At 63.5% G+C, this 24,439-nt stretch carries 21 protein-coding genes, 5 tRNA genes and 1 pseudogene; 8 read left to right on the top strand and 19 right to left on the bottom strand.

Going from position 1 to position 24,439, the window contains the following annotated elements; translation table 11 throughout:
- Positions 1–23: 23 nt before the first annotated feature.
- The 14 genes from rpoB to AAN986_RS02285 all read right to left on the bottom strand — a co-directional run bounded on the left by rpoB (position 24) and on the right by AAN986_RS02285 (position 10,478).
- Complete coding sequence (gene rpoB, locus AAN986_RS02350; protein ID WP_016450391.1) at positions 24–4,136, bottom strand: DNA-directed RNA polymerase subunit beta; 4,113 nt, start codon at positions 4,134–4,136, stop codon at positions 24–26.
- Positions 4,137–4,413: 277 nt separating this feature from the next.
- Complete coding sequence (gene rplL / locus AAN986_RS02345) at positions 4,414–4,791, bottom strand: 50S ribosomal protein L7/L12 (protein WP_012202441.1); 378 nt, start codon at positions 4,789–4,791, stop codon at positions 4,414–4,416.
- Between the two features lie 37 nt (positions 4,792–4,828).
- The gene (gene rplJ, locus AAN986_RS02340; protein WP_016450390.1) at positions 4,829–5,356 is read right to left on the bottom strand and encodes a 50S ribosomal protein L10; all 528 of its coding nucleotides are present in this window, start codon (positions 5,354–5,356) and stop codon (positions 4,829–4,831) included.
- Positions 5,357–5,582: 226 nt separating this feature from the next.
- Complete coding sequence (rplA, locus tag AAN986_RS02335; RefSeq protein ID WP_016450389.1) at positions 5,583–6,278, bottom strand: 50S ribosomal protein L1; 696 nt, start codon at positions 6,276–6,278, stop codon at positions 5,583–5,585.
- Positions 6,279–6,710, bottom strand: coding sequence for a 50S ribosomal protein L11 (gene rplK / locus AAN986_RS02330; protein ID WP_012202438.1), 432 nt, complete (start codon positions 6,708–6,710; stop codon positions 6,279–6,281). It lies immediately after the preceding gene.
- 140 nt (positions 6,711–6,850) lie between these two features.
- Positions 6,851–7,435, bottom strand: coding sequence for a transcription termination/antitermination protein NusG (gene nusG, locus AAN986_RS02325; protein WP_016450388.1), 585 nt, complete (start codon positions 7,433–7,435; stop codon positions 6,851–6,853).
- Positions 7,435–7,818: a preprotein translocase subunit SecE gene (gene secE / locus AAN986_RS02320; protein ID WP_012202436.1), complete on the bottom strand. Its 384-nt coding sequence runs from the start codon at positions 7,816–7,818 to the stop codon at positions 7,435–7,437. The genes nusG and secE overlap by 1 nt, the downstream gene beginning before the upstream one ends.
- Before the next feature lie 86 nt (positions 7,819–7,904).
- A tRNA-Trp gene (locus AAN986_RS02315) sits at positions 7,905–7,980 on the bottom strand.
- Positions 7,981–7,989: 9 nt separating this feature from the next.
- Positions 7,990–9,180, bottom strand: coding sequence for an elongation factor Tu (tuf, locus tag AAN986_RS02310; RefSeq protein WP_016448514.1), 1,191 nt, complete (start codon positions 9,178–9,180; stop codon positions 7,990–7,992).
- A 78-nt stretch (positions 9,181–9,258) separates the two neighbouring features.
- Positions 9,259–9,333, bottom strand: a tRNA-Thr gene (locus tag AAN986_RS02305).
- A 43-nt stretch (positions 9,334–9,376) separates the two neighbouring features.
- Positions 9,377–9,450 (bottom strand) — tRNA-Gly (locus tag AAN986_RS02300).
- Positions 9,451–9,505: 55 nt separating this feature from the next.
- Positions 9,506–9,591: transfer RNA gene (locus AAN986_RS02295), tRNA-Tyr, on the bottom strand.
- Positions 9,592–9,681: 90 nt separating this feature from the next.
- Positions 9,682–9,757: transfer RNA gene (locus AAN986_RS02290), tRNA-Arg, on the bottom strand.
- A gap of 82 nt (positions 9,758–9,839) precedes the next feature.
- Entirely contained in the window at positions 9,840–10,478 is a 639-nt protein-coding gene (locus AAN986_RS02285) for a TetR family transcriptional regulator (RefSeq protein WP_193584789.1), read from the bottom strand.
- A 192-nt stretch (positions 10,479–10,670) separates the two neighbouring features.
- Between AAN986_RS02285 and AAN986_RS02280 the strand changes: the two genes are divergently transcribed.
- The 4 genes and pseudogenes from AAN986_RS02280 to AAN986_RS02265 all read left to right on the top strand — a co-directional run.
- The gene (locus AAN986_RS02280) at positions 10,671–11,963 is read left to right on the top strand and encodes an efflux RND transporter periplasmic adaptor subunit (protein ID WP_047219534.1); all 1,293 of its coding nucleotides are present in this window, start codon (positions 10,671–10,673) and stop codon (positions 11,961–11,963) included.
- 15 nt (positions 11,964–11,978) lie between these two features.
- Positions 11,979–15,134, top strand: coding sequence for an efflux RND transporter permease subunit (locus AAN986_RS02275; protein WP_047219533.1), 3,156 nt, complete (start codon positions 11,979–11,981; stop codon positions 15,132–15,134).
- Entirely contained in the window at positions 15,127–16,581 is a 1,455-nt protein-coding gene (locus AAN986_RS02270; protein ID WP_046987756.1) for an efflux transporter outer membrane subunit, read from the top strand. The genes AAN986_RS02275 and AAN986_RS02270 overlap by 8 nt, the downstream gene beginning before the upstream one ends.
- A 208-nt stretch (positions 16,582–16,789) precedes the next feature.
- Positions 16,790–17,326, top strand: a pseudogene (locus AAN986_RS02265) (c-type cytochrome); the annotation flags it as partial.
- 51 nt (positions 17,327–17,377) lie between these two features.
- On the opposite strand, the gene AAN986_RS02260 reads toward AAN986_RS02265, so the two are convergent.
- Both AAN986_RS02260 and AAN986_RS02255 read right to left on the bottom strand, forming a co-directional pair.
- Positions 17,378–17,929 carry a DUF2946 family protein gene (locus AAN986_RS02260; RefSeq protein ID WP_047219532.1) on the bottom strand — a complete coding sequence of 184 codons (552 nt, stop codon included), beginning with the start codon at positions 17,927–17,929 and terminating at the stop codon, positions 17,378–17,380.
- A 5-nt stretch (positions 17,930–17,934) separates the two neighbouring features.
- Positions 17,935–18,921, bottom strand: coding sequence for an alpha/beta fold hydrolase (locus AAN986_RS02255; RefSeq protein WP_047219531.1), 987 nt, complete (start codon positions 18,919–18,921; stop codon positions 17,935–17,937).
- A 145-nt stretch (positions 18,922–19,066) separates the two neighbouring features.
- Between AAN986_RS02255 and AAN986_RS02250 the strand changes: the two genes are divergently transcribed.
- From AAN986_RS02250 to AAN986_RS02235, 4 genes are all read left to right on the top strand, one after another.
- A complete protein-coding gene (locus AAN986_RS02250) occupies positions 19,067–19,654 on the top strand; it encodes a LemA family protein (protein WP_016453559.1) in 588 nt (195 codons plus the stop codon).
- Positions 19,655–19,687: 33 nt separating this feature from the next.
- Positions 19,688–20,572 carry a TPM domain-containing protein gene (locus AAN986_RS02245; protein ID WP_047219537.1) on the top strand — a complete coding sequence of 295 codons (885 nt, stop codon included), beginning with the start codon at positions 19,688–19,690 and terminating at the stop codon, positions 20,570–20,572.
- Position 20,573: 1 nt separating this feature from the next.
- Positions 20,574–21,116 (top strand): TPM domain-containing protein, encoded by a 543-nt coding sequence (locus tag AAN986_RS02240; protein WP_016448493.1) that lies wholly within the window; start codon positions 20,574–20,576, stop codon positions 21,114–21,116.
- A gap of 100 nt (positions 21,117–21,216) precedes the next feature.
- On the top strand, positions 21,217–21,477 hold the full coding sequence (locus AAN986_RS02235) for a hypothetical protein (RefSeq protein WP_047219530.1): 261 nt from the start codon (positions 21,217–21,219) through the stop codon (positions 21,475–21,477).
- Positions 21,478–21,542: 65 nt separating this feature from the next.
- Here the strand turns inward: AAN986_RS02235 and AAN986_RS02230 are convergent, their stop codons facing one another.
- The 3 genes from AAN986_RS02230 to atpG all read right to left on the bottom strand — a co-directional run bounded on the left by AAN986_RS02230 (position 21,543) and on the right by atpG (position 24,436).
- Positions 21,543–21,959 carry a F0F1 ATP synthase subunit epsilon gene (locus AAN986_RS02230; protein ID WP_012202358.1) on the bottom strand — a complete coding sequence of 139 codons (417 nt, stop codon included), beginning with the start codon at positions 21,957–21,959 and terminating at the stop codon, positions 21,543–21,545.
- A 160-nt stretch (positions 21,960–22,119) separates the two neighbouring features.
- A complete protein-coding gene (gene atpD, locus AAN986_RS02225; protein ID WP_012202357.1) occupies positions 22,120–23,529 on the bottom strand; it encodes a F0F1 ATP synthase subunit beta in 1,410 nt (469 codons plus the stop codon).
- 34 nt (positions 23,530–23,563) lie between these two features.
- Positions 23,564–24,436, bottom strand: coding sequence for a F0F1 ATP synthase subunit gamma (gene atpG, locus AAN986_RS02220; RefSeq protein ID WP_012202356.1), 873 nt, complete (start codon positions 24,434–24,436; stop codon positions 23,564–23,566).
- Positions 24,437–24,439: the final 3 nt, after the last annotated feature.

Here is a 24,439-nt window from a genome sequence, read left to right as displayed (position 1 = left end):
AAGACTCTTTCCCTTTTCAATATTTAAGAACGCTCAAGCTCGATGTCGAGGCCCAGGGAGCGGATTTCCTTGACCAGCACGTTGAACGACTCGGGCATGCCTGCCTCGATGGCGTGCTCGCCCTTGACGATGGATTCGTACACCTTGGTACGGCCCACCACGTCGTCGGACTTCACGGTCAGCATTTCCTGCAGCACATAGGCGGCGCCGTAGGCTTCCAGCGCCCACACTTCCATTTCCCCGAAACGCTGGCCGCCGAACTGGGCCTTGCCGCCCAGGGGCTGCTGCGTCACCAGAGAGTACGGACCCGTGGAGCGGGCGTGCATCTTGTCGTCGACCAAGTGGTGCAGCTTCAGGTAGTGCATGTAGCCGATGGTGGTCGGACGCTCGAAGCGGTCACCGGTGCGGCCGTCATACAGGTAGGCCTGCGTGCGGCTTTCGGTCAGGCCCTTACGCTCCTTCAGCTCTTCCGGATATGCCAGATGCAGCATGTCCTGGATTTCCTGCTCGGAAGCGCCGTCGAACACCGGCGTGGCAAACGGCACGCCCGTGGTCAGCGCCTGCGCCATGGACACGATCTCGTTGTCATCGAGCTGGGCCAGGTCTTCCTTGCGGCCGCGCGAGTTGTAGATCTCTTCCATGAAGGCACGGATTTCGGCGGCACGGGCTTCCTGCTGCAGCATGTCGCCGATGCGCTGGCCCAGGCCCTTACCGGCCCAGCCCAGATGCACTTCCAGCACCTGGCCGATGTTCATGCGCGAAGGCACGCCCAGCGGGTTCAGCACGATGTCGGCAGTGGAGCCGTCGGCCATGTAGGGCATGTCCTCGACCGGAACGATCTTGGAGACCACGCCCTTGTTGCCGTGGCGGCCGGCCATCTTGTCGCCGGGCTGCAGGCGGCGCTTGACGGCCAGGTAGACCTTGACCATCTTGAGCACGCCAGCGGGCAGCTCGTCGCCCTGGGTGAGCTTCTTGCGCTTTTCTTCGAAAGCCAGGTCGAAGCTGTGGCGCGTCTGCTCCAGCGAGTTCTTGATGGACTCGAGCTGGGTGGCGACCTCGTCCTCTGCAGGACGGATGTCGAACCAGTGGAACTTCTCCACGCCGTCCAGGTAGGCCTTGTCGATCTTGGCGCCCTTGGCCAGCTTTTGCGGGCCGCCGTTGGCCACGCGGCCATTGAGCAGCTTCTCGATACGGTCGAAGGCGTCGGCCTCGACGATGCGCAGCTGGTCGTTCAGGTCCAGGCGGTAGCGCTTGAGTTCATCATCGATGATCTGCTGGGCACGCTTGTCGCGCTGGATGCCTTCACGGGTGAAGACCTGCACGTCGATCACGGTGCCTTGCGAGCCCTGGTCCACGCGCAGCGAGGTGTCCTTCACGTCGGAAGCCTTCTCGCCGAAGATGGCGCGCAGCAGCTTCTCTTCAGGCGTCAGCGTGGTCTCGCCCTTGGGCGTGACCTTGCCGACCAGCACATCGCCGGGCTGCACTTCCGCACCCACGTAGATGATGCCGGACTCGTCCAGGCGGTTGAGCTGCTGCTCGGACAGGTTCGGGATGTCGCGCGTGATTTCCTCTGCACCGAGCTTGGTGTCGCGGGCCATCACCACGAGTTCTTCGATGTGGATCGAGGTGTAGCGGTCTTCGGCCACCACGCGCTCGTTGATCAGGATCGAATCCTCGAAGTTGTAGCCGTTCCAGGGCATGAAGGCGATCAGCATGTTCTGACCGATGGCGATTTCGCCCAGGTCGGTCGATGCGCCGTCGGCCACCACGTCACCCTTGGCCAGCTTGTCGCCACGCTTGACGATGGGACGCTGGTGGATGTTGGTGTTCTGGTTGGAACGCTGGTACTTGATGAGGTTGTAGATGTCCACGCCGACTTCGCCGGCCACGGCTTCCGCATCGTTCACGCGGACCACGATGCGCGTTGCATCGACATAGTCCACGATACCGCCGCGGGTTGCCGTCACCACGGTGCCGGAGTCCACTGCCGCCACGCGCTCGATGCCCGTGCCCACCATGGGCTTTTCGGGACGCAGCACAGGCACGGCCTGACGCGACATGTTGGCGCCCATCAATGCGCGGTTCGCGTCATCGTGCTCCAGGAACGGAATCAGCGAGGCAGCCACCGACACGATCTGTGCGGGCGACACGTCCATGTACTGAACGCGCTCGGCCGACACCAGGGTCGAATCACCCTTTTCGCGTGCCGACACCAGGTCGCCGATCAGGCGGCCTTCGGCATCCAGCTCGGCATTGGCCTGGGCGATGATGTACTTGCCTTCCTCGATGGCCGACAGGTAGTCGATCTCCATCGTGACCTTGCCGTCGGCCACGCGACGGTAAGGCGTCTCGATGAAGCCGTACTCGTTCAGGCGGGCGTACAGGGCCAGCGAATTGATCAGGCCGATGTTGGGGCCTTCAGGCGTTTCGATAGGGCAGACGCGGCCGTAGTGGGTCACGTGCACGTCGCGCACTTCGAAGCCTGCGCGCTCGCGCGTCAGACCGCCCGGGCCCAGGGCCGAGACGCGACGCTTGTGCGTGATTTCGGCCAGAGGATTGGTCTGGTCCATGAACTGCGACAGCTGCGACGCACCGAAGAATTCCTTCAGGGCGGCCGAAATCGGCTTGCTGTTGATCAGGTCATGGGGCATCAGCGGCTCTTGCTCGGCCTGACCCAGACGCTCCTTCACGGCCTTCTCGATACGTGCCAGGCCCGTGCGGTACTGGTTCTCGGCCAGTTCGCCCACGCAACGCACGCGGCGGTTGCCCAGGTGGTCGATGTCATCGACTTCGCCCTTGCCGTTGCGCAGATCCACCAGGATCTTGACCACGGCCAGGATGTCCTCGTTGGACAGCACCATGGGGCCGGTGGCGCCATCGCGGCCGACCTTGGCGTTGAACTTCATCCGGCCCACGCGCGAAAGATCGTAGGTGTCGGGGTTGTAGAACAGGCGCTGGAACAGGGCCTGCACGGCGTCCTCGGTCGGCGGCTCGCCGGGGCGCATCATGCGGTAGATGGCCACGCGCGCAGCGAACTCATCGACGGTTTCGTCGGTGCGCAGGGTCTGCGAAATGTAGGCGCCCTGGTCCAGCTCGTTCGTGTAGATGCACTGCAGATCCTGGATGCCGGCGCTGCGCAGCTTCTTGAGCAGGGACTCGGTCAGCTCTTCGTTGGCCTTGGCGATGATCTCGCCAGTGTCCGGATCGACGATGTTCTTGGCGACCACGCGGCCGATCAGGAAATCTTCGGGGACGCTGATGAACTTGGTGCCCGACTGCTCCAGCTCACGCGTGTGGCGAGCAGTGACGCGCTTGTCCTTGGCGACCACGACCTTGCCCGACTTGTCGGTGATGTCGAAGCGCGCGACCTCGCCGCGCAGGCGCTCGGGGACGAACTCCATCTGCGCGCCCGAATCCATGAGGCGGAAGTTGTCGTTGACGAAGAAATTGGCCAGGATCGATTCCGGCGTCAGGCCGATGGCCTTCAGCAGAATGGACACGGGCATCTTGCGACGACGGTCGACGCGGAAGAACAGCAGGTCCTTGGGGTCGAACTCGAAGTCCAGCCACGAGCCGCGGTAAGGAATGATGCGTGCCGAGAACAGCAGCTTGCCCGAGCTGTGGGTCTTGCCCTTGTCGTGTTCGAAGAACACGCCAGGCGAGCGGTGCAGCTGCGAGACGATGACGCGCTCGGTGCCGTTGATGATGAACGAGCCCTTGTCGGTCATCAGGGGCACTTCGCCCATGTAGACCTCTTGCTCCTTGACTTCCTTGACCACCTTGGACTGCGAGGTCGAAGACTCACGGTCATAGATGATCAGTTGAACCTTGGCGCGCACGGCAGAGGCGAAGGTCAGACCACGGGTCTGGCACTCGCGCACATCGAAAGCAGGCTTGGCGAGGTTGTACTCGACGAACTTCATCTCCACAAAACCGTTGTGGGAGACGATGGGGAAGGCAGAGTTGAAGGCCGCTTGCAGGCCTTCGATGGTGCGTTTTTTGGGGGCTACATCTGCCTGCAAGAATGCGGTATATGCATCTTTTTGCATCTGCAGCAGGTAAGGCACTTCGAGCACGCTGTCGCGGCTCCCGAAGCTTTTGCGGATTCGCTTGCGTTCGGTGTAAGAATAGGCCATGAGATCTCCGGGCAAAGACATGAGTCCTGGGTCTGCGACGACTGCCCCACATGGAAAGCTCCCTGCGGGCTTGGCGGTTGGCCACTACCAACCATGGCTGACGGCGATGCGTTGCACATCGCCCGAACCAAGGCATCTTCTGCTGTCGGGTTGTCAGAAGACACTAGAAAACAGGCTGCTCCAGACCGCTTTCTAGTGTGCTCTATGGATACGCTCTCCACAAGCGCCAAAGGCTGGAGGCCCTTTTTCGGAGCCTCCAGCCCTTGAGGGGACTGAATTACTTCAGTTCAGCCTTGGCACCGGCTTCCACCAGCTTCTTCACAGCGGCTTCAGCGTCAGCCTTGGCAACGCCTTCCTTGACGTTCTTGGGAGCGCCGTCGACCAGGTCCTTGGCTTCCTTCAGACCCAGGCCGGTGATTTCACGCACGGCCTTGATGACGGAAACCTTGTTCGCGCCGGCTTCGGTCAGCACAACGTTGAACTCGGTCTTTTCTTCTGCAGCAGCAGCGCCGCCAGCAGCGCCACCAGCAGCGGGAGCGGCCATGGCGGCAGCGCTCACGCCGAACTTCTCTTCAATGGCCTTCACCAGGTCATTGAGTTCCAGGACCGTCATGCCGTCGAGCGCGGTCAGAAATGCGTCTTTATCGAATGCCATTTTGATTTCCTAACAATATTGGTTAACTGCCGCGCGCTCAGGCTGCGACTGCTTCGGCTGCCGGTTCTTCGGCAGAGCCTTCGCTCTTCTTTGCCGCCAGGGCGCCCAGCACAACGGCCGTACGCGAGATAGGCGACATCAGCAAGCCACACAGTTGTGCCAGCAGAACTTCCTTCGAGGGGATGTTCGCCAGTTGCTTCACACCGTTCACGTCCAGGGCCTTGCCTGCAAACGCACCACCGCGGATCACCAGCTTGTCGTTGGTTTTCGCGAAGTCGGCCACCACCTTGGCGGCAGCCACTGCGTCTTCAGAGAAGCCATAGATCAGAGGGCCGGTCATCTGGTCGGCGACAACGTCGAACTGGCTGCCAGCCACAGCACGGCGGGCCAGCGTGTTCTTCAACACGCTCAGGCTCACACCCTTGCTGCGGGCGTCAACGCGCAGTTTGGTCATGTCGGCGACCGTGATGCCGCGGTATTCCGCGATCACAAGCGTTTGAGCTTTTGCGGCGAGGCTGGTCACTTCATTGATGACCGCTTCTTTCTCACTGCGATTAAGACTCAAGGTCTACTCCTTCAAATGCACACTCGGGGCAGGCCCCTCATGCGCGCTCTTGTTGCAGCGACCAACTGTTTTGGAAATGCATCCATCTGCAGCGGGATCGCCATCTGCGTTGGCCCCTGAGGTTTAAGTGCCGCAAGGCACACCAACGGTCTTGGATGACCCGGCGCATCGCTGCGCCGGCCCACCACTGAGGCAGCCCGCAAGCCGCCTCAAGATTTCTTGGCTATCAGGCCGAGATGGTTTGCGTGTCGACGCGAACGCCCACACCCATGGTCGACGAAACAGCCACCTTGCGCAGGTACAGGCCCTTGCTCGAGGCGGGCTTGGACTTGTTCAGGGCGTCGATCAGCGCAGCCAGGTTGCCTTGCAGCTTCTCGTTGTCGAACGAGCGGCGGCCGATGGTGGCGTGGATGATGCCGGCCTTGTCGACACGGTATTGCACCTGACCAGCCTTGGCGTTCTTCACGGCCGTGGCCACATCGGGAGTCACCGTACCCACCTTGGGGTTGGGCATCAGGCCGCGCGGGCCCAGGATCTGACCCAGCGTACCGACGACGCGCATGGCGTCGGGGGCAGCGATGACCACGTCGAAGGGCATGTCGCCAGCCTTCACGCGGGCAGCCAGGTCGTCCATGCCGACCACGTCGGCGCCAGCAGCCTTGGCTTCTTCAGCCTTGGCGCCTTGGGCGAACACGGCCACGCGGGCGGTCTTGCCAGTGCCGTGGGGCAGCACGACGGCGCCACGAACCACTTGGTCAGACTTCTTGGCGTCCACGCCCAGTTGCACGGCCACGTCGATGGATTCATCGAACTTGGCGGTGGCGGCTTCCTTCACCAGCGCCACGGCGTCGGCGAAAGCGTACAGCTTGGTGGACTCCACCTTGCCCTGGAGAGCCTTTTGCTTCTTGGTCAACTTGGCCATTTACACGCCCTCCACAATCACGCCCATCGAACGGGCCGAACCAGCCAGCGTACGCACGGCGGCGTCGACGTCAGCAGCGTTCATGTCCTTCAGCTTGGTGTTGGCGATCTCTTCCAGCTGAGCGCGGGTGATCTTGCCGACCTTGTTCTTCAGGGGGTTGGAGGAGCCCTTGTCCAGCTTGATGGCCTTCTTGATCAGCACAGTCGCCGGAGGCGTCTTGATGATGAAGGTGAAGCTCTTGTCGGCAAAGGCCGTGATGACCACGGGCAGGGGCAGGCCGGGCTCGACACCTTGGGTCTGGGCGTTGAACGCCTTGCAGAATTCCATGATGTTGAGGCCGCGCTGACCCAGCGCAGGACCGATCGGAGGAGAGGGATTGGCCTTACCAGCTGGCACTTGCAGCTTGATGAAGCCGACGATTTTCTTCGCCATTGAATGCTCCTTGCGGGTATAGCGCCGCCGGCCCAACCAACAACAGTTGCAGCCGGCAGCTCCCCGGGGGTTAAAAGACTCTTGCTGACACGCCCTGCACCGAGCCTAAAAATGCAGAGCCAGAGATTGTAAGCGGTAACTCAGGTTTTTTCAACCTGGGCAAATTCAAGCTCGACCGGCGTGGAGCGACCGAAGATCATCACCGAGACGCGCAGGCGGCTCTTTTCGTAGTTGACCTCTTCGACCGAGCCATTGAAGTCCGTGAAGGGGCCTTCCTTGACACGCACCAGTTCGCCGGGCATGAATTCGATCTTGTGGCGCGGCTTGTCCGTGCCTTCCTGCATCTGGCTGACGATCTTGCGCACTTCCTCTTCGGAGATCGGTGCTGGGCGGTTCTTGGCACCACCCACGAAACCCGTCACCTTGCTGGTGTGCTTGACCAGGTGCCAGGTGTCGTCGTCCATGACCATCTCGACGAACACGTAGCCAGGGAACAAGCGGCGTTCGGTGGTACGGCGCTGGCCGTTCTTCATCTCCACCACTTCCTCGGTGGGAACCAGGATGCGGCCGAACTTGGACTGCATGTCCGAACGCGCGATGCGCTCGATGATGTTGCGCTCCACGGCCTTTTCCATGCCGGAGTAGGCATGGACGATGTACCAGCGCAGATCCGGATTGGCAGGCGTTGCCCCTCCGTCGTTCACACCTGTTTCGACAGCATCCATTACTTCCTCCAGCCCAAAATCAGGTCATACAGGACCCACTCCAGCGTCTTGTCCGTGAACCACAGGAACAAGGCCATGATGACCACAAAGCCGAAGACGTACAAGGTCATCTGCATGGTCTCCTTGCGCGTCGGCCAGACGACCTTCTTGACTTCGCGCCAGGCATCCTGCGCAAAGCTGACGAAACGCTTTCCGGGCTCGGAAACAAGGAACGTGCCAGCAGCCGCAGCCAGACCGACCAGCAGCACCAGCCACTGAACGATGGGCCCTTGCTTGCTCAGCAGATAGAAACCTGCGATCGCAGCAACGACTAAAGCCGCGACTGCGGCAAGCTTGGCTTTGTCAGCTCCGGAGCTGACCGTTTCAACCTGAGTAGTGGCCATAATCCATTTCTAATGCGCATTTTTTGCGCAACGCCAAGACACCGAAGCCCGCTTTGGGGCGGGCTCGTTGCGATTCCACCATCAGGTGGCAGGGGCAGTAGGAATCGAACCTACAACCTTCGGTTTTGGAGACCGACGCTCTGCCAATTGAGCTATACCCCTACGAATCAGTTAGGCAATGATCTTGGCAACCACGCCAGCGCCCACGGTACGGCCGCCTTCGCGGATAGCGAAGCGCAGACCTTCTTCCATGGCGATGGGGGCGATCAGCTTGACGGTGATCGACACGTTATCGCCAGGCATCACCATTTCCTTGTCGGCGGGCAGCTCGATAGAGCCGGTCACGTCGGTCGTGCGGAAATAGAACTGGGGACGGTAGTTGTTGAAGAACGGAGTGTGGCGACCACCTTCGTCCTTGGACAGCACGTACACCTCAGCCGTGAAGTGGGTGTGGGGCTTGATGGAGCCGGGCTTGCACAGCACTTGGCCGCGTTCCACGTCTTCACGCTTGGTGCCGCGCAGCAGCAGGCCCACGTTGTCGCCAGCCTGGCCTTGGTCCAGCAGCTTGCGGAACATTTCCACGCCGGTGACGATGGTCTTCTGGGTGTCGCGGATACCGACGATTTCGATTTCTTCGCCGACCTTGATGATGCCGCGCTCAACGCGACCGGTCACCACGGTGCCACGGCCGGAGATCGAGAACACGTCTTCCACGGGCATTGCGAAGGCACCGTCCACAGCGCGCTCGGGCGTGGGGATGTAGGTGTCCAGGGCTTCAGCCAGACGCAGGATGGCGGGCTCGCCCTTGTCGCTTGCGTCACCTTCCAGGGCCAGCTTGGCCGAGCCGCGGATGATGGGGGTGTCGTCGCCGGGGAAGTCGTACTTGGCCAGCAGCTCGCGCACTTCCATTTCGACCAGCTCCAGCAGCTCTTCGTCGTCCACCATGTCGCACTTGTTCAGGAACACGATGATGTAGGGCACGCCCACCTGACGAGCCAGCAGGATGTGCTCGCGGGTCTGGGGCATCGGGCCGTCAGCGGCCGAGCACACCAGGATAGCGCCGTCCATCTGAGCAGCGCCGGTGATCATGTTCTTGACGTAGTCGGCGTGGCCGGGGCAGTCAACGTGAGCGTAGTGGCGGTTGGCCGTTTCGTACTCGACGTGGGCGGTGTTGATCGTGATGCCGCGGGCCTTTTCTTCAGGTGCTGCGTCGATCTGGTCGTAAGCCTTGGCTTCGCCGCCGAACTTCTTGGACAGAACGGTGGCGATGGCAGCCGTCAGGGTCGTCTTGCCGTGGTCCACGTGACCGATGGTGCCCACGTTGACGTGGGGCTTGGTACGCTCGAATTTTTCTTTAGCCATTTTTCCGACTCCGAAAAAAATCTAAATCACTACAACAGGATTTGGCGCAACCCCATCTAGCGAGCGCACCAGAGAGAATGGTGCCCATGGGCAGGATCGAACTGCCGACCTCTCCCTTACCAAGGGAGTGCTCTACCACTGAGCCACATGGGCCTTGAAGCCGCCGAAGCAACCTCAAAAAACTTTGCTTGCAAACTGGAGCGGGAGACGGGAATCGAACCCGCGTCATTAGCTTGGAAGGCTAGGGTTCTACCATTGAACTACTCCCGCACAGATTGACTGCACGCTGCCACCTTTTCAGATGACTTCTCTTCTTCACCATTACTGGTGGAGGGGACTGGATTCGAACCAGTGTAGGCGTAAGCCAACAGATTTACAGTCTGCCCCCTTTAGCCACTCGGGCACCCCTCCGAAGAGATTTGAATTCTAGCACCGTTTTTTTCGTCTGAAAAAATTCAGTGCATTTTTTTCTCAGGCCACCGGGGCAATCCAAGAAAAATGTGGCGCGGCTGGCGGGGATCGAACCCACGACCCTTGGCTTCGGAGGCCAATACTCTATCCACTGAGCTACAGCCGCTCAAGGCATCGCTGCCCTGCACAAGCCGATGATTGTCGCATGACTTTGCACTACCGCGTACAAGCCCCGCGGCCCCGCCCGCTCATTGGGCAGGAGCCTCCGAAACCGTGAAGCCCAGCCCGCGCAGGCAGACATCCACCGCCTGGGCACCCACATGCTTGAGATCGAAAGCCCGTCCCAGCAGCCAGCTCTGCAGCAGCCCGTCAAACATGGCGCACAGTGCGATCGATGCCTGGTGCGCCGACATGGGCATGGTGACCGCATGGCTTTCGGCGGCGGCACACAGCGCCAGCTCCAGCCGGGACGAAAAGGAGTCCAGTGCCGCGCGATTGCGCTCCTGCACCGGCATGAGCTCGCCCACGTACTCCACCTTGAGCAACAGGATCTCGAAGACGCGCCGCGTGCTGTCGTCATCCGCAATGCGCCCGAAGACCACCGCCATCAGGCGCCGCACATATTCCAGCGCATCGCATTCGGAGTCATCTTCGCAGTCGCCCTGAGCGGCCTGCTCCAGCGGGAGCGTGACGCGATCCAGCATGGCATAGAAGAGATCCAGCTTGTCCTTGAAATGCCAGTAGACCGCACCGCGCGTGGCGCCGGCTCGCTGGGCAATCTCGTTGAGCGAGGCCCGGGCGACACCCTGCTCGTAGAACACTTGCTCCGCAGCGTCCAGCAGACTGTTGCGCGTTGCAAACGCATCTTCTTTCGTTCGTCGTGCCAAGATGTATTTCCTTCCATCGTTGAGCCCGGCCATGCCACGCTACGCCATGCTTCGCGCCGCCTTGCAGCAACTGCGGTCATTATACATTCATGTATGTATGTATAATCCGCGACTTGCCCGTGGACACGGGCGTTCCGGATAGCGCTGACCGGAACGTCAACATCGTTATTTGATTCAGCACAAGGACCCATCATGCCCAGCACACGCAGCAATGTGTCAGCCGCTCCGTCCCCTTACAACAGTCTGCGCCTCACCACCGTGGCCCTGGCCGTCACCGCCGCAATGGCCATGGCCGCCTGCGGGAAAAAGCCCGAAGAACAAGCTGCCGCACAGCAGCAGATGCCCGCCGTCCCTGTAGGTGTGGTGGTGGCCACCCCCGCCGATGTGGGACTTGTGACCGAGTTGCCCGGCCGCGTGGACGCGCGCCGCGTGGCCCAGATCCGGGCCCGCAGCGCCGGCATCGTGCAGGAGCGCCTGTTCAAGGAAGGCAGCGACGTGAAGGCCGGCCAGGTGCTGTACCGCATCGATCCGGCGCCCTACCAGGCGACGCTGCAAAGTGCCAAGGCCACGCAGGCCCGTGCCGAGGCCAACCAGGCCCAGGCACTGGCGCAACTGGAACGCTACCGCCCGCTGGTTGCCGCCAACGCGATCAGCAAGCAGGACTTCGTCAATGCAGAGGCTGCCTACAAGCAGGCCCAGGCTGACGTCGCGGCCGGCAAGGCCTCCGTGCGGACCGCCGAGATCAATCTTGGCTATACCAGCGTCACCGCCCCCATTTCTGGCCGCATCGGCCAGTCTCTGGTGACCGAAGGCGCGCTGGTCGGCCAGGGCGAGGCGACCCCGCTGGCCGTGGTCCAGCAGATCAATCCGGTCTATGTGAATTTCACCCAGTCGTCCAGCGAAGCCTTCCGGCTGCGCCGCGCGATGGAGCAGGGCAAGCTCAAGAAGGCCGATGGCGCCGAAGCCGCCAGCGTCGAAGTGCGCCTGGACGATGGCACGGCCTACGAACTCAAGGGCAAGCTGCTGTTCACCGACCTGACCGTGGACAGCTCCACCGGCCAGGTCACGCTGCGTGCCGAGGTGCCCAATCCCAAGGGATTGCTGCTGCCCGGCATGTATGTGCGCGTGCGCATGGAGCAGGCCCAGGCGTCCAACGCCATTGCCGTGCCCCAGCAGGCGGTGACGCGCACCGAGACCGGCGACACCGTGAGCGTGGTCAGCGACGACGGCAAGATCACCAAGCGCCAAGTGAAGGTGACCACGGCCCAGAACAACCAGTGGCTGGTCAGCGAAGGCCTGCAGGCGGGCGAGAAGGTGATGGTCGACGGCTTCCAGAAGCTGCAGATGCTGCCACCCGGCACGCCGGTCAAGCCCGTACCGTGGCAGCCCGAGGCCGCAGGCGCCCAGAAGCCGGCCGGCATGGCAGCGCCAGCCCCGCAAGCCGCAGCCGATGCCAAGCCTGCGGACCAGGCAGACAAGAAGTAATCAAGGGGCTCAGCAATGGCCAAGTTCTTTATCGACAGACCGATCTTTGCATGGGTCGTCGCGCTGTTCATCATCGTCCTCGGTGGTATCGCGCTGACCAAGCTCCCGATCGCTCAATATCCCAAGGTGGCTCCTCCGGCCATCGTCATCAACACGGCCTATCCAGGCGCGTCCGCGAAGGTGCTCGAAGACAGCGTGCTGTCCGTGATCGAGCGCGAGATGAACGGCTCGCCCGGCCTGGTCTACATGGAGTCTGTGGCCCAGGCCGACGGCACGGGCAGCATCACCATCAGCTTCGAGGCCGGCACCAACGTGGACCTGGCGCAGGTGGACGTGCAAAACCGCCTCTCGCGCGCCACGCCGCGCCTGCCTGCGTCGGTGACGCAGCAGGGCGTTCGCGTGGACAAGGCGTCGTCCAACTTCCTGCTGTTCATCATGCTGTCGTCCGAGGACGCCAAGGCCTATGACACGGTGGCCCTGGGCGACTATGCCTCGCGCAACATCGTTCCCGAAATCCAGCGTGTGGCAGGCGTGGGCCAGGCACAGCTGTTCGGCACGGAAAAGGCGATGCGCATCTGGTTCGATCCCGCCAAGCTGCAGGGCTACAAGCTCTCGGCCGAGGACGTGACGGCCGCCATCCGCAGCCAGAACGCCCAGGTGGCCAGCGGCGCCATCGGCGACCTGCCCAACATCACGGGCCAGAAGATCGCCGCCACGGTGACGGTGATGGGCCAGCTGTCTTCGATCAGCCAGTTCGAGAACATCGTGCTGCGCGCCAATGCCGATGGCTCCACCGTGCGACTCAAGGACGTGGCCACCATCGAGATCGGCGGCCAGGCCTACGCGACCTCCGCACGCCTGAACGGCAAGGATGCCGTGGGTATCGGCGTGCAGCTGACGCCCAGCGGCAATGCGCTGGCCACGGCCAAGGCCGTGCATGCACGCATGGAGGAACTGAAGAAGTTCTTCCCCAAGGGCGTGAATTACTCCATTCCCTACGACAGCTCCAAATTCGTGAGCATCTCCATCGAGAAGGTGGCCCACACGCTGCTGGAAGCCATCGTGCTGGTGTTCCTGGTGATGTACCTGTTCCTGCAGAACTGGCGCTACACGCTGATCCCGACCATCGTGGTGCCCATTGCACTGCTGGGCACCTTCGCGGTCATGCAGGCCGTGGGCTTCTCGATCAACGTGCTGGCCATGTTCGGCATGGTGCTGGTCATCGGCATCGTGGTGGACGACGCCATCGTGGTCGTGGAGAACGTCGAGCGCATCATGAGCGAGGAAGGCCTGCCGCCGCGCGAGGCCGCGATCAAGGCCATGGGCCAGATCTCGGGCGCCATCGTGGGCATTACGCTGGTGCTGATCGCGGTGTTCATACCGCTGGCTTTCTTCGCGGGGTCCACCGGCAATATCTACCGGCAGTTCTCCATCGTGATGGTCGCCTCCATCAGCTTCTCGGCCTTCATGGCGCTGACGCTGACACCGGCTCTGTGCGCAACCCTGCTCAAGCCCGTGGAGGCTGGCCACAACCACGAGAAGAAAGGCTTCTTCGGCTGGTTCAACCGCACGTTCGCACGCTCGGCCAAGTCCTATGAAGGCTGGGTGGCTCGCCTGCTCAAGCGCTCGGTGCTGATGATCGGCGTGTACCTGGCCGTGATCGCCGGTGCCGTGGTGGTGTTCCGTGGCCTGCCGACCTCGTTCCTGCCGACCGAGGACCAGGGCTACTTCATCGTCAACGTGCAACTGCCTCCTGGCGCCGCCAAGGAGCGCACGCTGGAAGTCATGAAGCAGGTCGAGGAGGCCGTGCTGCCGCAGCCCGAAGTGGCCAACATGGTCAGCGTGCTGGGCTTCAGCTTCTCCGGCCAGGGCCAGAACGCCGCCCTCGCCTTCGTGCCGCTCAAGGACTGGTCCGAGCGCAAGGGAGCGGACTCCACGGTGGATGCCATGACGGGCCGCATCATGGGCATGACGGCGGGCATACGCGACGCCTTCGTGTTCGCCGTGAACCCGCCGCCCATTCCCGAACTGGGCAATGCCGTGGGCTTCTCGTTCCGCCTGCAGGACCGTGCCGGCCACGGCCACGATGCGCTGATCAATGCGCGCAACATGCTGCTGGGCATGGCCGGGCAGAGCAAGGTGCTGGCCGGCGTGCGTCCCGACGGCCTGGAAGACGCACCCCAGCTGCGCATCGAGATCGACCGCGACAAGGCCAACGCACTGGGCGTGGACTTCACCTCGATCAATGCGGCGCTGTCCACGGCACTGGGCTCGTCCTACGTCAATGACTTCCCCAACCAGGGTCGTCTGCAGCGCGTGATCGTGCAGGCCGACGCTCCGGCCCGCATGCAGCCCGACGATCTGCTGCGCCTGAACGCGCGCAATGCCAAGGGCGATCCGGTGCCGCTGTCCACGTTCGCGACCAACAAGTGGGTCAAGGGCGCGCAGCAGACGGTGCGCTACAACGGCTACCCGGCCGTGCGCATCGAAGGCTCGGCAGCTCCGGGCTTCAGCTCGGGCGATGCCATGGACGAGATGGAAAAGCTGGCTGCCAAGCTGCCCGAAGGCTTCGGCTTCGAGTGGACCGGCCAGTCGCGTGAGGAAAAGCTGGCGGGCTCGCAAGCCATCTTCCTGTACGCCTTCGCCATCCTGGCCGTGTTCCTGTGCCTGGCCGCTCTGTACGAGAGCTGGTCGATTCCGCTGTCGGTGATTCTGGTCGTGCCGCTGGGTCTGCTGGGCGTGGTGCTTGCCACCTTGCTGCGCAACTATTCCAACGACGTGTACTTCCAGATCGGACTGGTGACGGTGATCGGCCTGTCGGCAAAGAACGCCATCCTGATCGTGGAGTTCGCCAAGGACCTGCAGGCCGAAGGCAAGGGCCTGATCGAGGCCGCGCTGGAAGCCGCGCACCTGCGGTTCCGGCCCATCATCATGACCTCGCTGGCCTTCGGCCTGGGCGTGGTGCCTCTGGTGATCGCCTCCGGCGCCAGCTCCGCCAGCCAGCGTGCCATCGGCACCGGCGTGCTCGGCGGCATGATCACCGGCACCGTGCTGGCCGTGCTGTTCGTGCCCACCTTCTTCGTCGTGGTGCGCAAGCTGTTCAAGGGCAAGATCAAAACGCACAACCCGCCGTCCACACCGGCCGGCAAGGAGGCCTTGAGCCATGATTAATCGCAGTACCCCGGTGGCCATCGCCACCGCCGTGCTCCTGGCGGGATGCTCGCTCATCCCCACCTACGAGCGCCCTGCCGCTCCGGTCGCGGCCCAATACACCCGCGCGAACGCCACTGCTGCGGCAGAAGGCGGAACGGCTGCCGCACAGCTGCCCTGGCAGGATTTCTTCCAGGACGCACGCCTGCAGCAACTGGTGCGCACCGCGCTGGACAACAACCGCGACCTGCGCGTGGCCGCGCTCAATATCGAGCGCGCCCAGGCGCAGTACCGGATCACGCGCGCCGACCAGTTCCCGACGGTCGGTGCAGGCGTCAACGCCAGCCGCGCCCCGAATACCACGGGCTCCGGCACCAAGTACGTCAACAGCTACCAGGTCGGCCTGGCCGTGACCTCCTGGGAGCTGGACTTCTTCGGGCGCATCGGCAGCCTGAAGGAAGCGGCCCTGGCCCAGTACCTGGCCACCGAGGAAGCGCGCCGCGCCGCGCAGACCAGCCTGGTGGCCGCCGTGGCCAGCGGCTGGTACACGCTGCTGGCCGACGAGCAGTTGCTGAAGATCTCGCGCGACACGCTGCAGACCCGCGAAGAGTCGATCAAGCTGACCAAGCTGCGCTTCGACACGGGCGTGGCCTCCGAGCTGGACTACCGCCAGGCCGTCTCGCTGACCGAAGCTGCGCGCGCCACCCTGGCGCAGCAGCAGCGCCAGCGTGCCCTGGACGAGAACGCCCTGGTGCTGCTGCTGGGCCAGGCGCTGCCTGCAGACGTGGTCGCCAGCCTGGGCTCCAGCCAGGGCCTGCGCGACACGGCCGACCTGCCTGCAGTGCCGGCCGGCCTGCCGTCTGACCTGCTCACGCAGCGCCCCGACATCCGCCAGGCCGAGCAGCAACTGATCAGCGCCAATGCCAACATCGGCGCGGCGCGTGCGGCCTTCTTCCCGCGCATCACGCTGACCGGGCAGTTCGGCACGGCCAGCAACGAGTTGTCGGGCCTGTTCAAGAGCGGCAGCTGGGGTTTCACCCTGGCGCCCTCGGCCCTGCTGCCCATCTTCGATGCGGGCCGCAACTCGGCCAATCTGGCTGCGGCCAAGGTCGATCGCGAAGTGGCCATTGCGCAGTACGAGAAGTCCATCCAGAGCGCCTTCCGCGAAGTCTCCGACGCACTGGACAGCCAAGGCACGCTGCGTGACCAGATCATGGCCCAGCGCGCCCAGCTCGAAGCCGAGCAGGCACGCCTGAAGCTGTCCGACCTGCGCTACAGCAACGGCGTGGCCAGCTACCTGGACCTGCTGGACGCACAGCGCACCCTGTTCGCGCTGGAGCAATCCACCGTGAGCGTGCGCCTGGCGCAACTGCTCAATCAGATCGAGCTGTACAAGGCTCTGGGCGGCGGCTGGACCGACAGGACGGCGACAGCGGCTGCAACCACGCAAACTCCCGCGCAGCAATAACCGCATCTGCCGCGCCAACCGCAAAGAGGCGTTCACCGCAAGGTGAACGCCTCTTTGTCATTCAGTGCGGCAAGCATTTGCCAATTGCTTGATCCATCTCATGGCATATGTGCGTCCCAGGTCAACCCGGGTCTGCGCGCAGTGTCTGCAAGAGGGCCGTCGATATAATTTGTTGTTGACTCACGCCCCCACAACACAAGAGGACTTCATGAGCGCAACCCACACCGAAGAAGCCCATACGGGCCCGATCAAGAATCCCAGGCAACTGCTGATAGCGGTGTTTTTCTCGTTCGTGGTTCCGGTGTTCGTGATCATCGGCCTCGTGCAGTACGTGAGTTCGGCCGACAAGTCCGGTGCCGGCGCTTCTCAGACCGAAATGGCCAAGGCTCAGCGCCTGCAGAAGATCGGCCTTGTGGAGATCCGTGATGCCAACCGCCCCCTGCGCGCGGGCGAAGAGGTCTACAAGGGCCAGTGCGCCGCTTGCCACGCCACGGGCGCTGCAGGAGCACCCAAGTTCGAGGATGCTGCGGCCTGGGGCCCTCGCCTTGCACAGGGACTGGAAGGCCTGGTGCACTCGGCACTCAAGGGCAAGGGCGCCATGGCCCCTCAGGGTGGCGGCGACTTCAACGACACCGAAATTGCACGCGGCGTGGTCTACATGGCCAACGCAGCGGGCGGCAAGTTCGAAGAACCCAAGGCCCCTGCCGCAGAAGGCGCCGCGGCAGAAGGCGCAGCAGCCCCCGCCAATTGAGCAACACGCGGGACTTCTGGAACCAACCGGCTTCGGCCGGTTTTTTCATGCCCGCGCAGGACTGCGCACGAAACCGTAGCGCTGCGGCAACGCCTCGGCCCGCACCTCTGCACAGGCCGGCAACGCGCCCGCCTCCAGCGCAGCCGCGGCATCGATCATGTCCTGCGTATGGACCAGGCCCAGGCCGGAAGGCGTCGCCAGGTACAGGCGCCCCGTCTCGTCCATCAGCGCTTCGGTGATGGCCCCGGCATCCAGTTCGGCTCCTGTATGGCTGTGCATCTGCAGGCCCTCGCCATCCCAGCGCAACCGCCATATCCAGGGAGCATTCTCCAGCTCCACATACACGCGCTGGGGACCGTTCTGGAAGAACCATCGACCATCGGGCTCGGCCAGGTAGTTGCGGGCGATGAAGTCCGCCAGCTTTTCGTTGCGCACCTCCGCGCCCTTGGCTCCCGGGATTCCGCTGTCGAAAGCGCCGCTGGCCTGGGCCTGTTCATCGCGCAGATACCAGCGCCCGCGCTCGTCCAGTCCCAGCCAGCCGCTGCAGGCAGGCACATGGGGCCATTTGGCCATGGCCTGCTTCACGATATCGTCCATTGCATTCATCCTTTTTCGCTGTGTGCCAGCCACTGCGTGACGGCCTGCGGCATGGCCAGTACATGTCCCGGCCAACGCCCCTGTGCAAAACCCACATGACCGCCGTGCGGCGGATGCCACAGCGTAACCCGCGGGCCGACTTCGCCTGGCGCCGGCAGGCTGTACGAAGGGACAAAGGGATCGTCCAGCGCATTGAGCAGCAGTGCAGGCACGGCAATGCTTCCCAGCAGCGGTCTGGCCGCCGCCCGATGCCAATAGTCCTGCGCATCACGAAAGCCGTGGACCGGCGCAGTGAACGCATCGTCAAACTCTCTCAGATCACGTGCACGCAACACGGCATCACGATCGAAGAGACCGGGAAACTGCGCCCACTTGAGCAGCGCCTTGGGCACCAGGGTGCGCAGGAACATGCGCGTGTAGATCCAGCGGTTCAGCCCTTTCCCCAGCGCCGTTCCCCCGGCGGCCAGGTCCAGCGGCGCACTCACCGCCGCCAGGGCCTGCACCACCTCGGCAGCCTTGTCCGCCTGCACGCCCGCCCAGCGTGCCAGCGCATTGCCGCCCAGGGAGACACCGACCGCATGCAGCGGGCGAGAAGACCGCTCGCGCAGGCGGCGCAGTATCCAGTCCACCTCCTGCACATCGCCCGAGTGATAGGCGCGCGGCGCCCGGTTGACCTCGCCGCTGCAGCCGCGAAAGTGCGGCACGGCCATGTGCCAGCCACGCTGTTCGGCCACACAGGCCATGGCCTGGGCATAGTGGCTGTTCGCCGAGCCTTCAAGGCCATGGAAAAGCACCAGCCATGGCGCATCGGCAGGCGGGGTGGGAGCACTGCCGAAGGCGACATCGATGAAGTCGCCATCCGGGGTATCCCAGCGCTCCCACCGCCACCGGGGTGCCGCATGGCCGGCCGGCCGACGGTGCGCGAACAGCGCCGGCCAGATGGTCTGCGCGTGGCCACCGGGCAGCCAGCGCGCCGCGTTGAATTGATGCATAGAGCCCGTTTGCAGTCCTTGTCCTAGTCGCTGCGAATGGCCTTTGCCCTACAGGGCAGCGGGCCGGGTGCGCAGCACAATCGCCAGCGATGCGCAGCATCGTGCACGATACTGTCTTCCATTGTCGCTTTCAGGTTGTCATCTCATGAAACGTCTACTCGCCACACTTGCCACCGTTCTGGTACTGACCGGCTGCGGCTACAACGATTTCCAGCGCCTTGACGAACAGACCAAGTCGGCCTGGAGCGAGGTGCTCAACCAGTACCAGCGCCGTGCCGACCTGGTGCCCAACATCGTGGCCTCGGTCAAGGGCGAGGCCAATTTCGAGCAGGAGACCCTGACCAAGGTGGTGGAGGCGCGCGCCAAGGCCACCTCCATCCAGGCCACGCCCGAGCTGGTCAACAACCCCGAGGCTTTCAACAAGTTCCAGCAGGCGCAGGGTGAGCTGTCCAGTGCGCTGTCCCGGCTGATGGTGGTGGCCGAGCGCTACCCCCAGTTGCAGGCCAATCAGGGCTTCCGTGACCTGCGCGTCACGCTGGAGGGCACGGAGAACCGCATCACCGTGGCGCGCAACCAGTACATCCAGGCCGTGCAGTCCTACAACGTGCTGGCGCGCAGCTTTCCGACCAATCTGACAGCCAAGGTCTTCAGCTATGAGCCCAAGCCCACCTTCAGCGTGCAGAACGAGGCCGAAATCTCTCGCCCGCCCACGGTGGACTTCGGCAACAAGTAAACCGTGACCACATCCCTGGCGCCGCTCTGGCGCATGCTTTGCGCCCTGCTCCTGGCAGCGTTGTTGCTGCCAGGCAGCGCGCTGGCGCAGGCTCCGCAACCCGTCCCCCCGCTGACGGCCCGGCTCATCGACCAGACGGGCACGCTGTCGCCCGACGAGGCACGGGCCATTGAAGACAGGCTGCGCAGCATTGAACAGAAGTCGGGCTCGCAGGTCGTTGTGCTGATGGTGGCCACCACGGCGCCCGAGGACATCGCCGCCTATGCCTGGCGCGTGGCCAGCGACTGGAAGATAGGCCGCCGCGACGTGGGCGACGGGCTGTTGATGGTGATTGCCAAGAACGACAGGCGCATGCGGCTGGAAGTGGCCCGCGCGCTGGAAGGCGCCATCCCCGACCTGGCGGCCGCTCGCATCATCGACCAGCAGATGACCCCGCGCTTTCGCCAGGGCGACTATGCAGGCGGCATTGCCGCTGCGCTGGACCAAGTGGCGGCACGCATTGCGGGCGAGCAGCTGCCGGCCCCCTCCCCCAATGCCCCTTCCTCCAAAAGCCCGGACCGTGGCTTCGACATGGAAGACCTGATGCTGTTCTTCTTTCTCGGTGTGGTCATCGCGGGCCCCATCCTGCGCTCGATGCTGGGCCGGCCCCTGGCCTCGGTGCTGGCAGGCACAGGCGCCGGCATTGCCGCCTATGTGGTGACCACCAGTCTGCTGGTGGCAGGCGGAGCGGGCATCGTCGCTCTGCTGTTCACCTTGCTGGGCAGCGGCCGCTCCGGCAGGGGTGGCGGTGGATGGGGCGGAGGGGGTGGCTATGGCGGTGGTTTTGGCGGAGGCGGCGGACGAAGCAGTGGCGGCGGAGGCTTCAGCTCCGGGGGAGGCGGCAGTTTTGGGGGCGGCGGCGCCTCGGGGAGTTGGTGAGATGGCGGCTGCAATCACAGGCTTTGTTCAGCGTCTGGTCCGGCTGCTGCGCCACCATTGGGCCGAAGGGCAGCTGCGGCGTGCGCTCCCACCCGAGACCCTGGCGGAGCTGGAGCGCCTGATCACCATGAGCGAGCAGCGCCATACAGGACAGATCCGTATCTGCGTCGAGCCCGGCCTGCCGCCCAGCTACATCTGGCGCGATGCCACGCCGCGCGAGCGCGCCATCACGCTGTTCGGCAAGCTGCGCGTCTGGGATACCGAGCACAACAACGGCGCCCTGATCTATCTGCTGCTGGCCGACCACGCCATCGAGATCGTCGCCGACCGCGCCCTGGCGCGCACCCTGCCTGCGCAGCAGTGGCAGACGCTGATCAGTGACATGCAGGCCGCTTTCCAGGGCGGCCACTATGCCATGGGCATGACGGCGGCGCTCGAGCGCGTGAGCCTGCTGCTGGAAACCAACTTCCCGCGCGACCCGTTGCAGCCTGTGCACGAAGGTGGCGACAATCTTCCCGATACCGTCGTGATACAGCGGCACTGAGGCAAAACGACCCTCAGACCGAGCGCCCCCCTTCATCGAGCTATCGCGGGCACGGAGGCTGTGATAGCGTCACGCCATTTCATCAAGGAGCATCCACACCATGAAGAACACCCTGGCCCGCCTGGGCCTGCTGGCCGCCGTGCTGACCCTGAGCGCCTGCGCAAGCCCCGTCCTCGATGACTCGCAAGAGTACGACTATGTGCTCAGCTGCAAGCTGCGCGAGGACGACCCCAAGCGATGCGAGCAGCAGATCCGCGCGCTGTGCCCCGTGCCAGCCAAGGCCGTGACGCACAAGTCGCGCACGGTCGACCCCAAGGACAACGCCGTGACCTACGTCTACCAGGCCCGCTGCGGCGACTGAGACGCCTGCGCACCATGAAAAAAGCCGCCCGAGGGCGGCTTTATTGCGGCTGGTCCCGGGAGGGCTCAGCGCTTTTGGCGGAACTTGCGCAGGGCCGCGATCTGGGCGGCCATGACGGCCAGCTCGGACTGGGCACGCGCCAGATCGACTTCGCTCTTGGCGTTCTTCAGCGCTTCCTCGGCTTCGAGCTTGGCCTTCTCGGCCTTCTCGGCGTCCAGGTCGGCACCGCGGATGGCGGTGTCGGACAGCACGGTCACGCAGTTGGGCTGCACTTCCAGGATGCCGCCGGCCACGAAGACGAACTCTTCGCTGCCGTCAGCCATCTCGATACGCACCGAGCCGGGCTTGATGCGCGTGATCAGCGGAGTGTGGCGGGGAAAAATGCCCAGTTCGCCGGATTCACCGGGCAGGGCGACAAAGCGCGCTTCACCGGAGAAGATGGACTCTTCGGCACTGACCACATCAACGTGGATGGTGTTCATCTTTGCTCCTCAGAAAAGGTAGGACTGGAACTTGGAACCGGCAGGGCCCAGATCGGGGACACCGAGCAAGGGCCGCCCCTCGGCGAGGGTGTCGTCCCCCTCCCCCGCAAAGCGGGTAGAGAGGGGGAGGCGACGCAGTCGCTCAGGGGGTGCCGCAGGCTCAAGCCGCCAGCTTCTTGGCCTTCTCGAAGGCTTCGTCGATGGTGCCAACCATGTAGAAGGCCTGCTCGGGCAGGTGATCGCACTCGCCGGCGCAGATCATCTTGAAACCACGGATGGTTTCAGCCAGCGACACGTACTTGCCGGGAGCGCCAGTGAACACTTCGGCCACGTGGAAAGGCTGCGACAGGAAACGCTGGATCTTGCGGGCGCGGGCCACGGTCAGCTTGTCTTCGGGAGCCAGCTCGTCCATGCCCAGAATGGCGATGATGTCGCGCAGTTCCTTGTAGCGCTGCAGCGTGCCCTGCACTTCGCGGGCCACCTTGTAGTGCTCTTCACCCACGACCTGGGGGTCCAGCTGGCGGCTGGTGGAGTCCAGCGGGTCGACAGCGGGGTAGATACCCAGCGAAGCGATGTCACGCGACAGCACCACGGTGGAGTCCAAGTGGGCGAACGTCGTGGCAGGCGAGGGGTCGGTCAAGTCATCGGCAGGCACGTAAACGGCCTGGATGGAAGTGATCGAACCGACCTTGGTCGAGGTGATGCGCTCTTGCAGGCGGCCCATTTCCTCGGCCAGCGTGGGCTGGTAGCCCACGGCGGAAGGCATGCGGCCCAGCAGAGCGGACACTTCGGTACCGGCCAGCGTGTAGCGGTAGATGTTGTCCACGAAGAACAGCACGTCCTTGCCTTCGTCACGGAAGGCTTCGGCCATGGTCAGGCCGGTCAGCGCCACGCGCAGACGGTTGCCCGGGGGTTCGTTCATCTGGCCGTAGACCATGGCGACCTTGGAGTCGTTCAGCGACTCCTGGTTGACCACGCCGGCGTCCGACATTTCGTGATAGAAGTCATTGCCTTCACGGGTACGTTCACCCACACCGGCAAACACCGACAGACCACCGTGGCCCTTGGCGATGTTGTTGATGAGTTCCATCATGTTCACGGTCTTGCCCACGCCGGCGCCACCGAACAGACCCACCTTGCCGCCCTTGGCGAAGGGAGAGATCAGGTCGATCACCTTGATGCCGGTTTCCAGCAGTTCCTGCGAAGGCGACAGCTCGTCATAAGCCGGTGCCTTGCGGTGGATGGGGGCCGTCAGGGCCTGATCCACGGGACCGCGTTCGTCGATGGGGTTGCCCAGCACGTCCATGATGCGACCCAGCGTCGCCTTGCCCACGGGCACGGTGATGGGGTTGCCGGTGTTGGACACCATCAGGCCACGACGCAGACCGTCGGACGAGCCCAGGGCGATGGTACGCACAACGCCGTCACCCAGCAGTTGCTGCACTTCCAGCGTCAGGGCCGAGCCGTCGAGCTTCAGGGCATCGAACACCTTGGGCATTGCGTTGCGGGGGAACTCGACGTCCACCACAGCGCCAATACATTGAACAATCTTGCCTTGCACTTGAGCCATTTTTTGCTCCAATTAGTTTGTCTGTTAAAGCCGTTTACACCGCAGCGGCGCCAGCCACGATTTCCGACAGTTCGGTCGTGATGGCTGCCTGACGCGTCTTGTTGTAGACGAGCTTCAACTCGCTGATGACGTTGCCGGCGTTGTCGGTCGCGGCCTTCATGGCCACCATGCGCGCCGATTGCTCGGACGCCATGTTTTCTGCAACCGCTTGGTAGACCAGGGACTCTGCGTAACGCACGAGCAGCTCGTCGATCACGGACTGCGCATCGGGTTCGTAGATGTAGTCCCAGCTATGGCCAGACGTCTTCTCGGCCTGCATGCTCTCGGACGACAGGGGCAGCAACTGCTCCACCACCGATTCCTGCTTCATGGTGTTGATGAACTTGGTGTAGCTCAGGTACACCGCGCTCAGCTTGCCCGCTGCGTACGCATCGAGCAGCACCTTCACAGGGCCGATCAGCTTTTCCAGATGGGGCGTATCGCCCAGACCCGTCGCGTGCGAAACCACCTTGGCGCCGACACGGTTCAGAAAGCCCAGACCCTTGTTGCCAATGGCCACCGCTTCTGCCGACACGCCTTGATCCTGCAGCTCCCGCAGCTTGGCCGTGACAGCACGCAACACGTTGGTGTTCATGCCGCCGCACAACCCCTTGTCCGTCGTCACAACGATGACGCCGGCAGTCTTGGCATCACCGTTCACTTGCATGAACGGGTGCACGTACTCGGGGTTGGCTTGGCCAAGATGGACTGCAATGTTGCGGATCTTTTCGCTGTACGGGCGTGCAGCCAGCATCCGTTCCTGCGCCTTGCGCATCTTGGATGCGGCCACCATTTCCATGGCTTTGGTGATCTTCTTGGTGTTTTCCACCGATTTGATCTTGCCGCGAATTTCCTTACCTGCTGCCATGAT

The organism is Delftia sp. DS1230 (genome assembly GCF_040112715.1).
GTDB lineage: Bacteria > Pseudomonadota > Gammaproteobacteria > Burkholderiales > Burkholderiaceae_C > Comamonas > Comamonas tsuruhatensis.
The sequence above is the reverse complement of the archived record's forward strand: the minus strand, read 5'-3'. Positions and strand labels throughout refer to the sequence as shown.

Excerpts from the sequence above, each read along its gene's own strand:
- atpG (WP_012202356.1), bottom strand. The coding sequence starts at position 24,436 with ATGGCAGCAGGTAAGGAAATTCGCGGCAAGATCAAATCGGTGGAAAAC.
- atpD (WP_012202357.1), bottom strand. The coding sequence starts at position 23,529 with ATGGCTCAAGTGCAAGGCAAGATTGTTCAATGTATTGGCGCTGTGGTG.
- AAN986_RS02250 (WP_016453559.1), top strand. The coding sequence starts at position 19,067 with ATGAAACGTCTACTCGCCACACTTGCCACCGTTCTGGTACTGACCGGC.
- AAN986_RS02270 (WP_046987756.1), top strand. The coding sequence starts at position 15,127 with ATGATTAATCGCAGTACCCCGGTGGCCATCGCCACCGCCGTGCTCCTG.
- rplA (WP_016450389.1), bottom strand. The coding sequence starts at position 6,278 with ATGGCCAAGTTGACCAAGAAGCAAAAGGCTCTCCAGGGCAAGGTGGAG.
- AAN986_RS02280 (WP_047219534.1), top strand. The coding sequence starts at position 10,671 with ATGCCCAGCACACGCAGCAATGTGTCAGCCGCTCCGTCCCCTTACAAC.
- AAN986_RS02275 (WP_047219533.1), top strand. The coding sequence starts at position 11,979 with ATGGCCAAGTTCTTTATCGACAGACCGATCTTTGCATGGGTCGTCGCG.
- AAN986_RS02230 (WP_012202358.1), bottom strand. The coding sequence starts at position 21,959 with ATGAACACCATCCACGTTGATGTGGTCAGTGCCGAAGAGTCCATCTTC.
- secE (WP_012202436.1), bottom strand. The coding sequence starts at position 7,818 with ATGGCCACTACTCAGGTTGAAACGGTCAGCTCCGGAGCTGACAAAGCC.
- AAN986_RS02235 (WP_047219530.1), top strand. The coding sequence starts at position 21,217 with ATGAAGAACACCCTGGCCCGCCTGGGCCTGCTGGCCGCCGTGCTGACC.
- rplK (WP_012202438.1), bottom strand. The coding sequence starts at position 6,710 with ATGGCGAAGAAAATCGTCGGCTTCATCAAGCTGCAAGTGCCAGCTGGT.
- rpoB (WP_016450391.1), bottom strand. The coding sequence starts at position 4,136 with ATGGCCTATTCTTACACCGAACGCAAGCGAATCCGCAAAAGCTTCGGG.
- rplL (WP_012202441.1), bottom strand. The coding sequence starts at position 4,791 with ATGGCATTCGATAAAGACGCATTTCTGACCGCGCTCGACGGCATGACG.
- nusG (WP_016450388.1), bottom strand. The coding sequence starts at position 7,435 with ATGGATGCTGTCGAAACAGGTGTGAACGACGGAGGGGCAACGCCTGCC.
- AAN986_RS02255 (WP_047219531.1), bottom strand. The coding sequence starts at position 18,921 with ATGCATCAATTCAACGCGGCGCGCTGGCTGCCCGGTGGCCACGCGCAG.
- AAN986_RS02245 (WP_047219537.1), top strand. The coding sequence starts at position 19,688 with ATGCTTTGCGCCCTGCTCCTGGCAGCGTTGTTGCTGCCAGGCAGCGCG.
- AAN986_RS02240 (WP_016448493.1), top strand. The coding sequence starts at position 20,574 with ATGGCGGCTGCAATCACAGGCTTTGTTCAGCGTCTGGTCCGGCTGCTG.
- AAN986_RS02260 (WP_047219532.1), bottom strand. The coding sequence starts at position 17,929 with ATGGACGATATCGTGAAGCAGGCCATGGCCAAATGGCCCCATGTGCCT.
- tuf (WP_016448514.1), bottom strand. The coding sequence starts at position 9,180 with ATGGCTAAAGAAAAATTCGAGCGTACCAAGCCCCACGTCAACGTGGGC.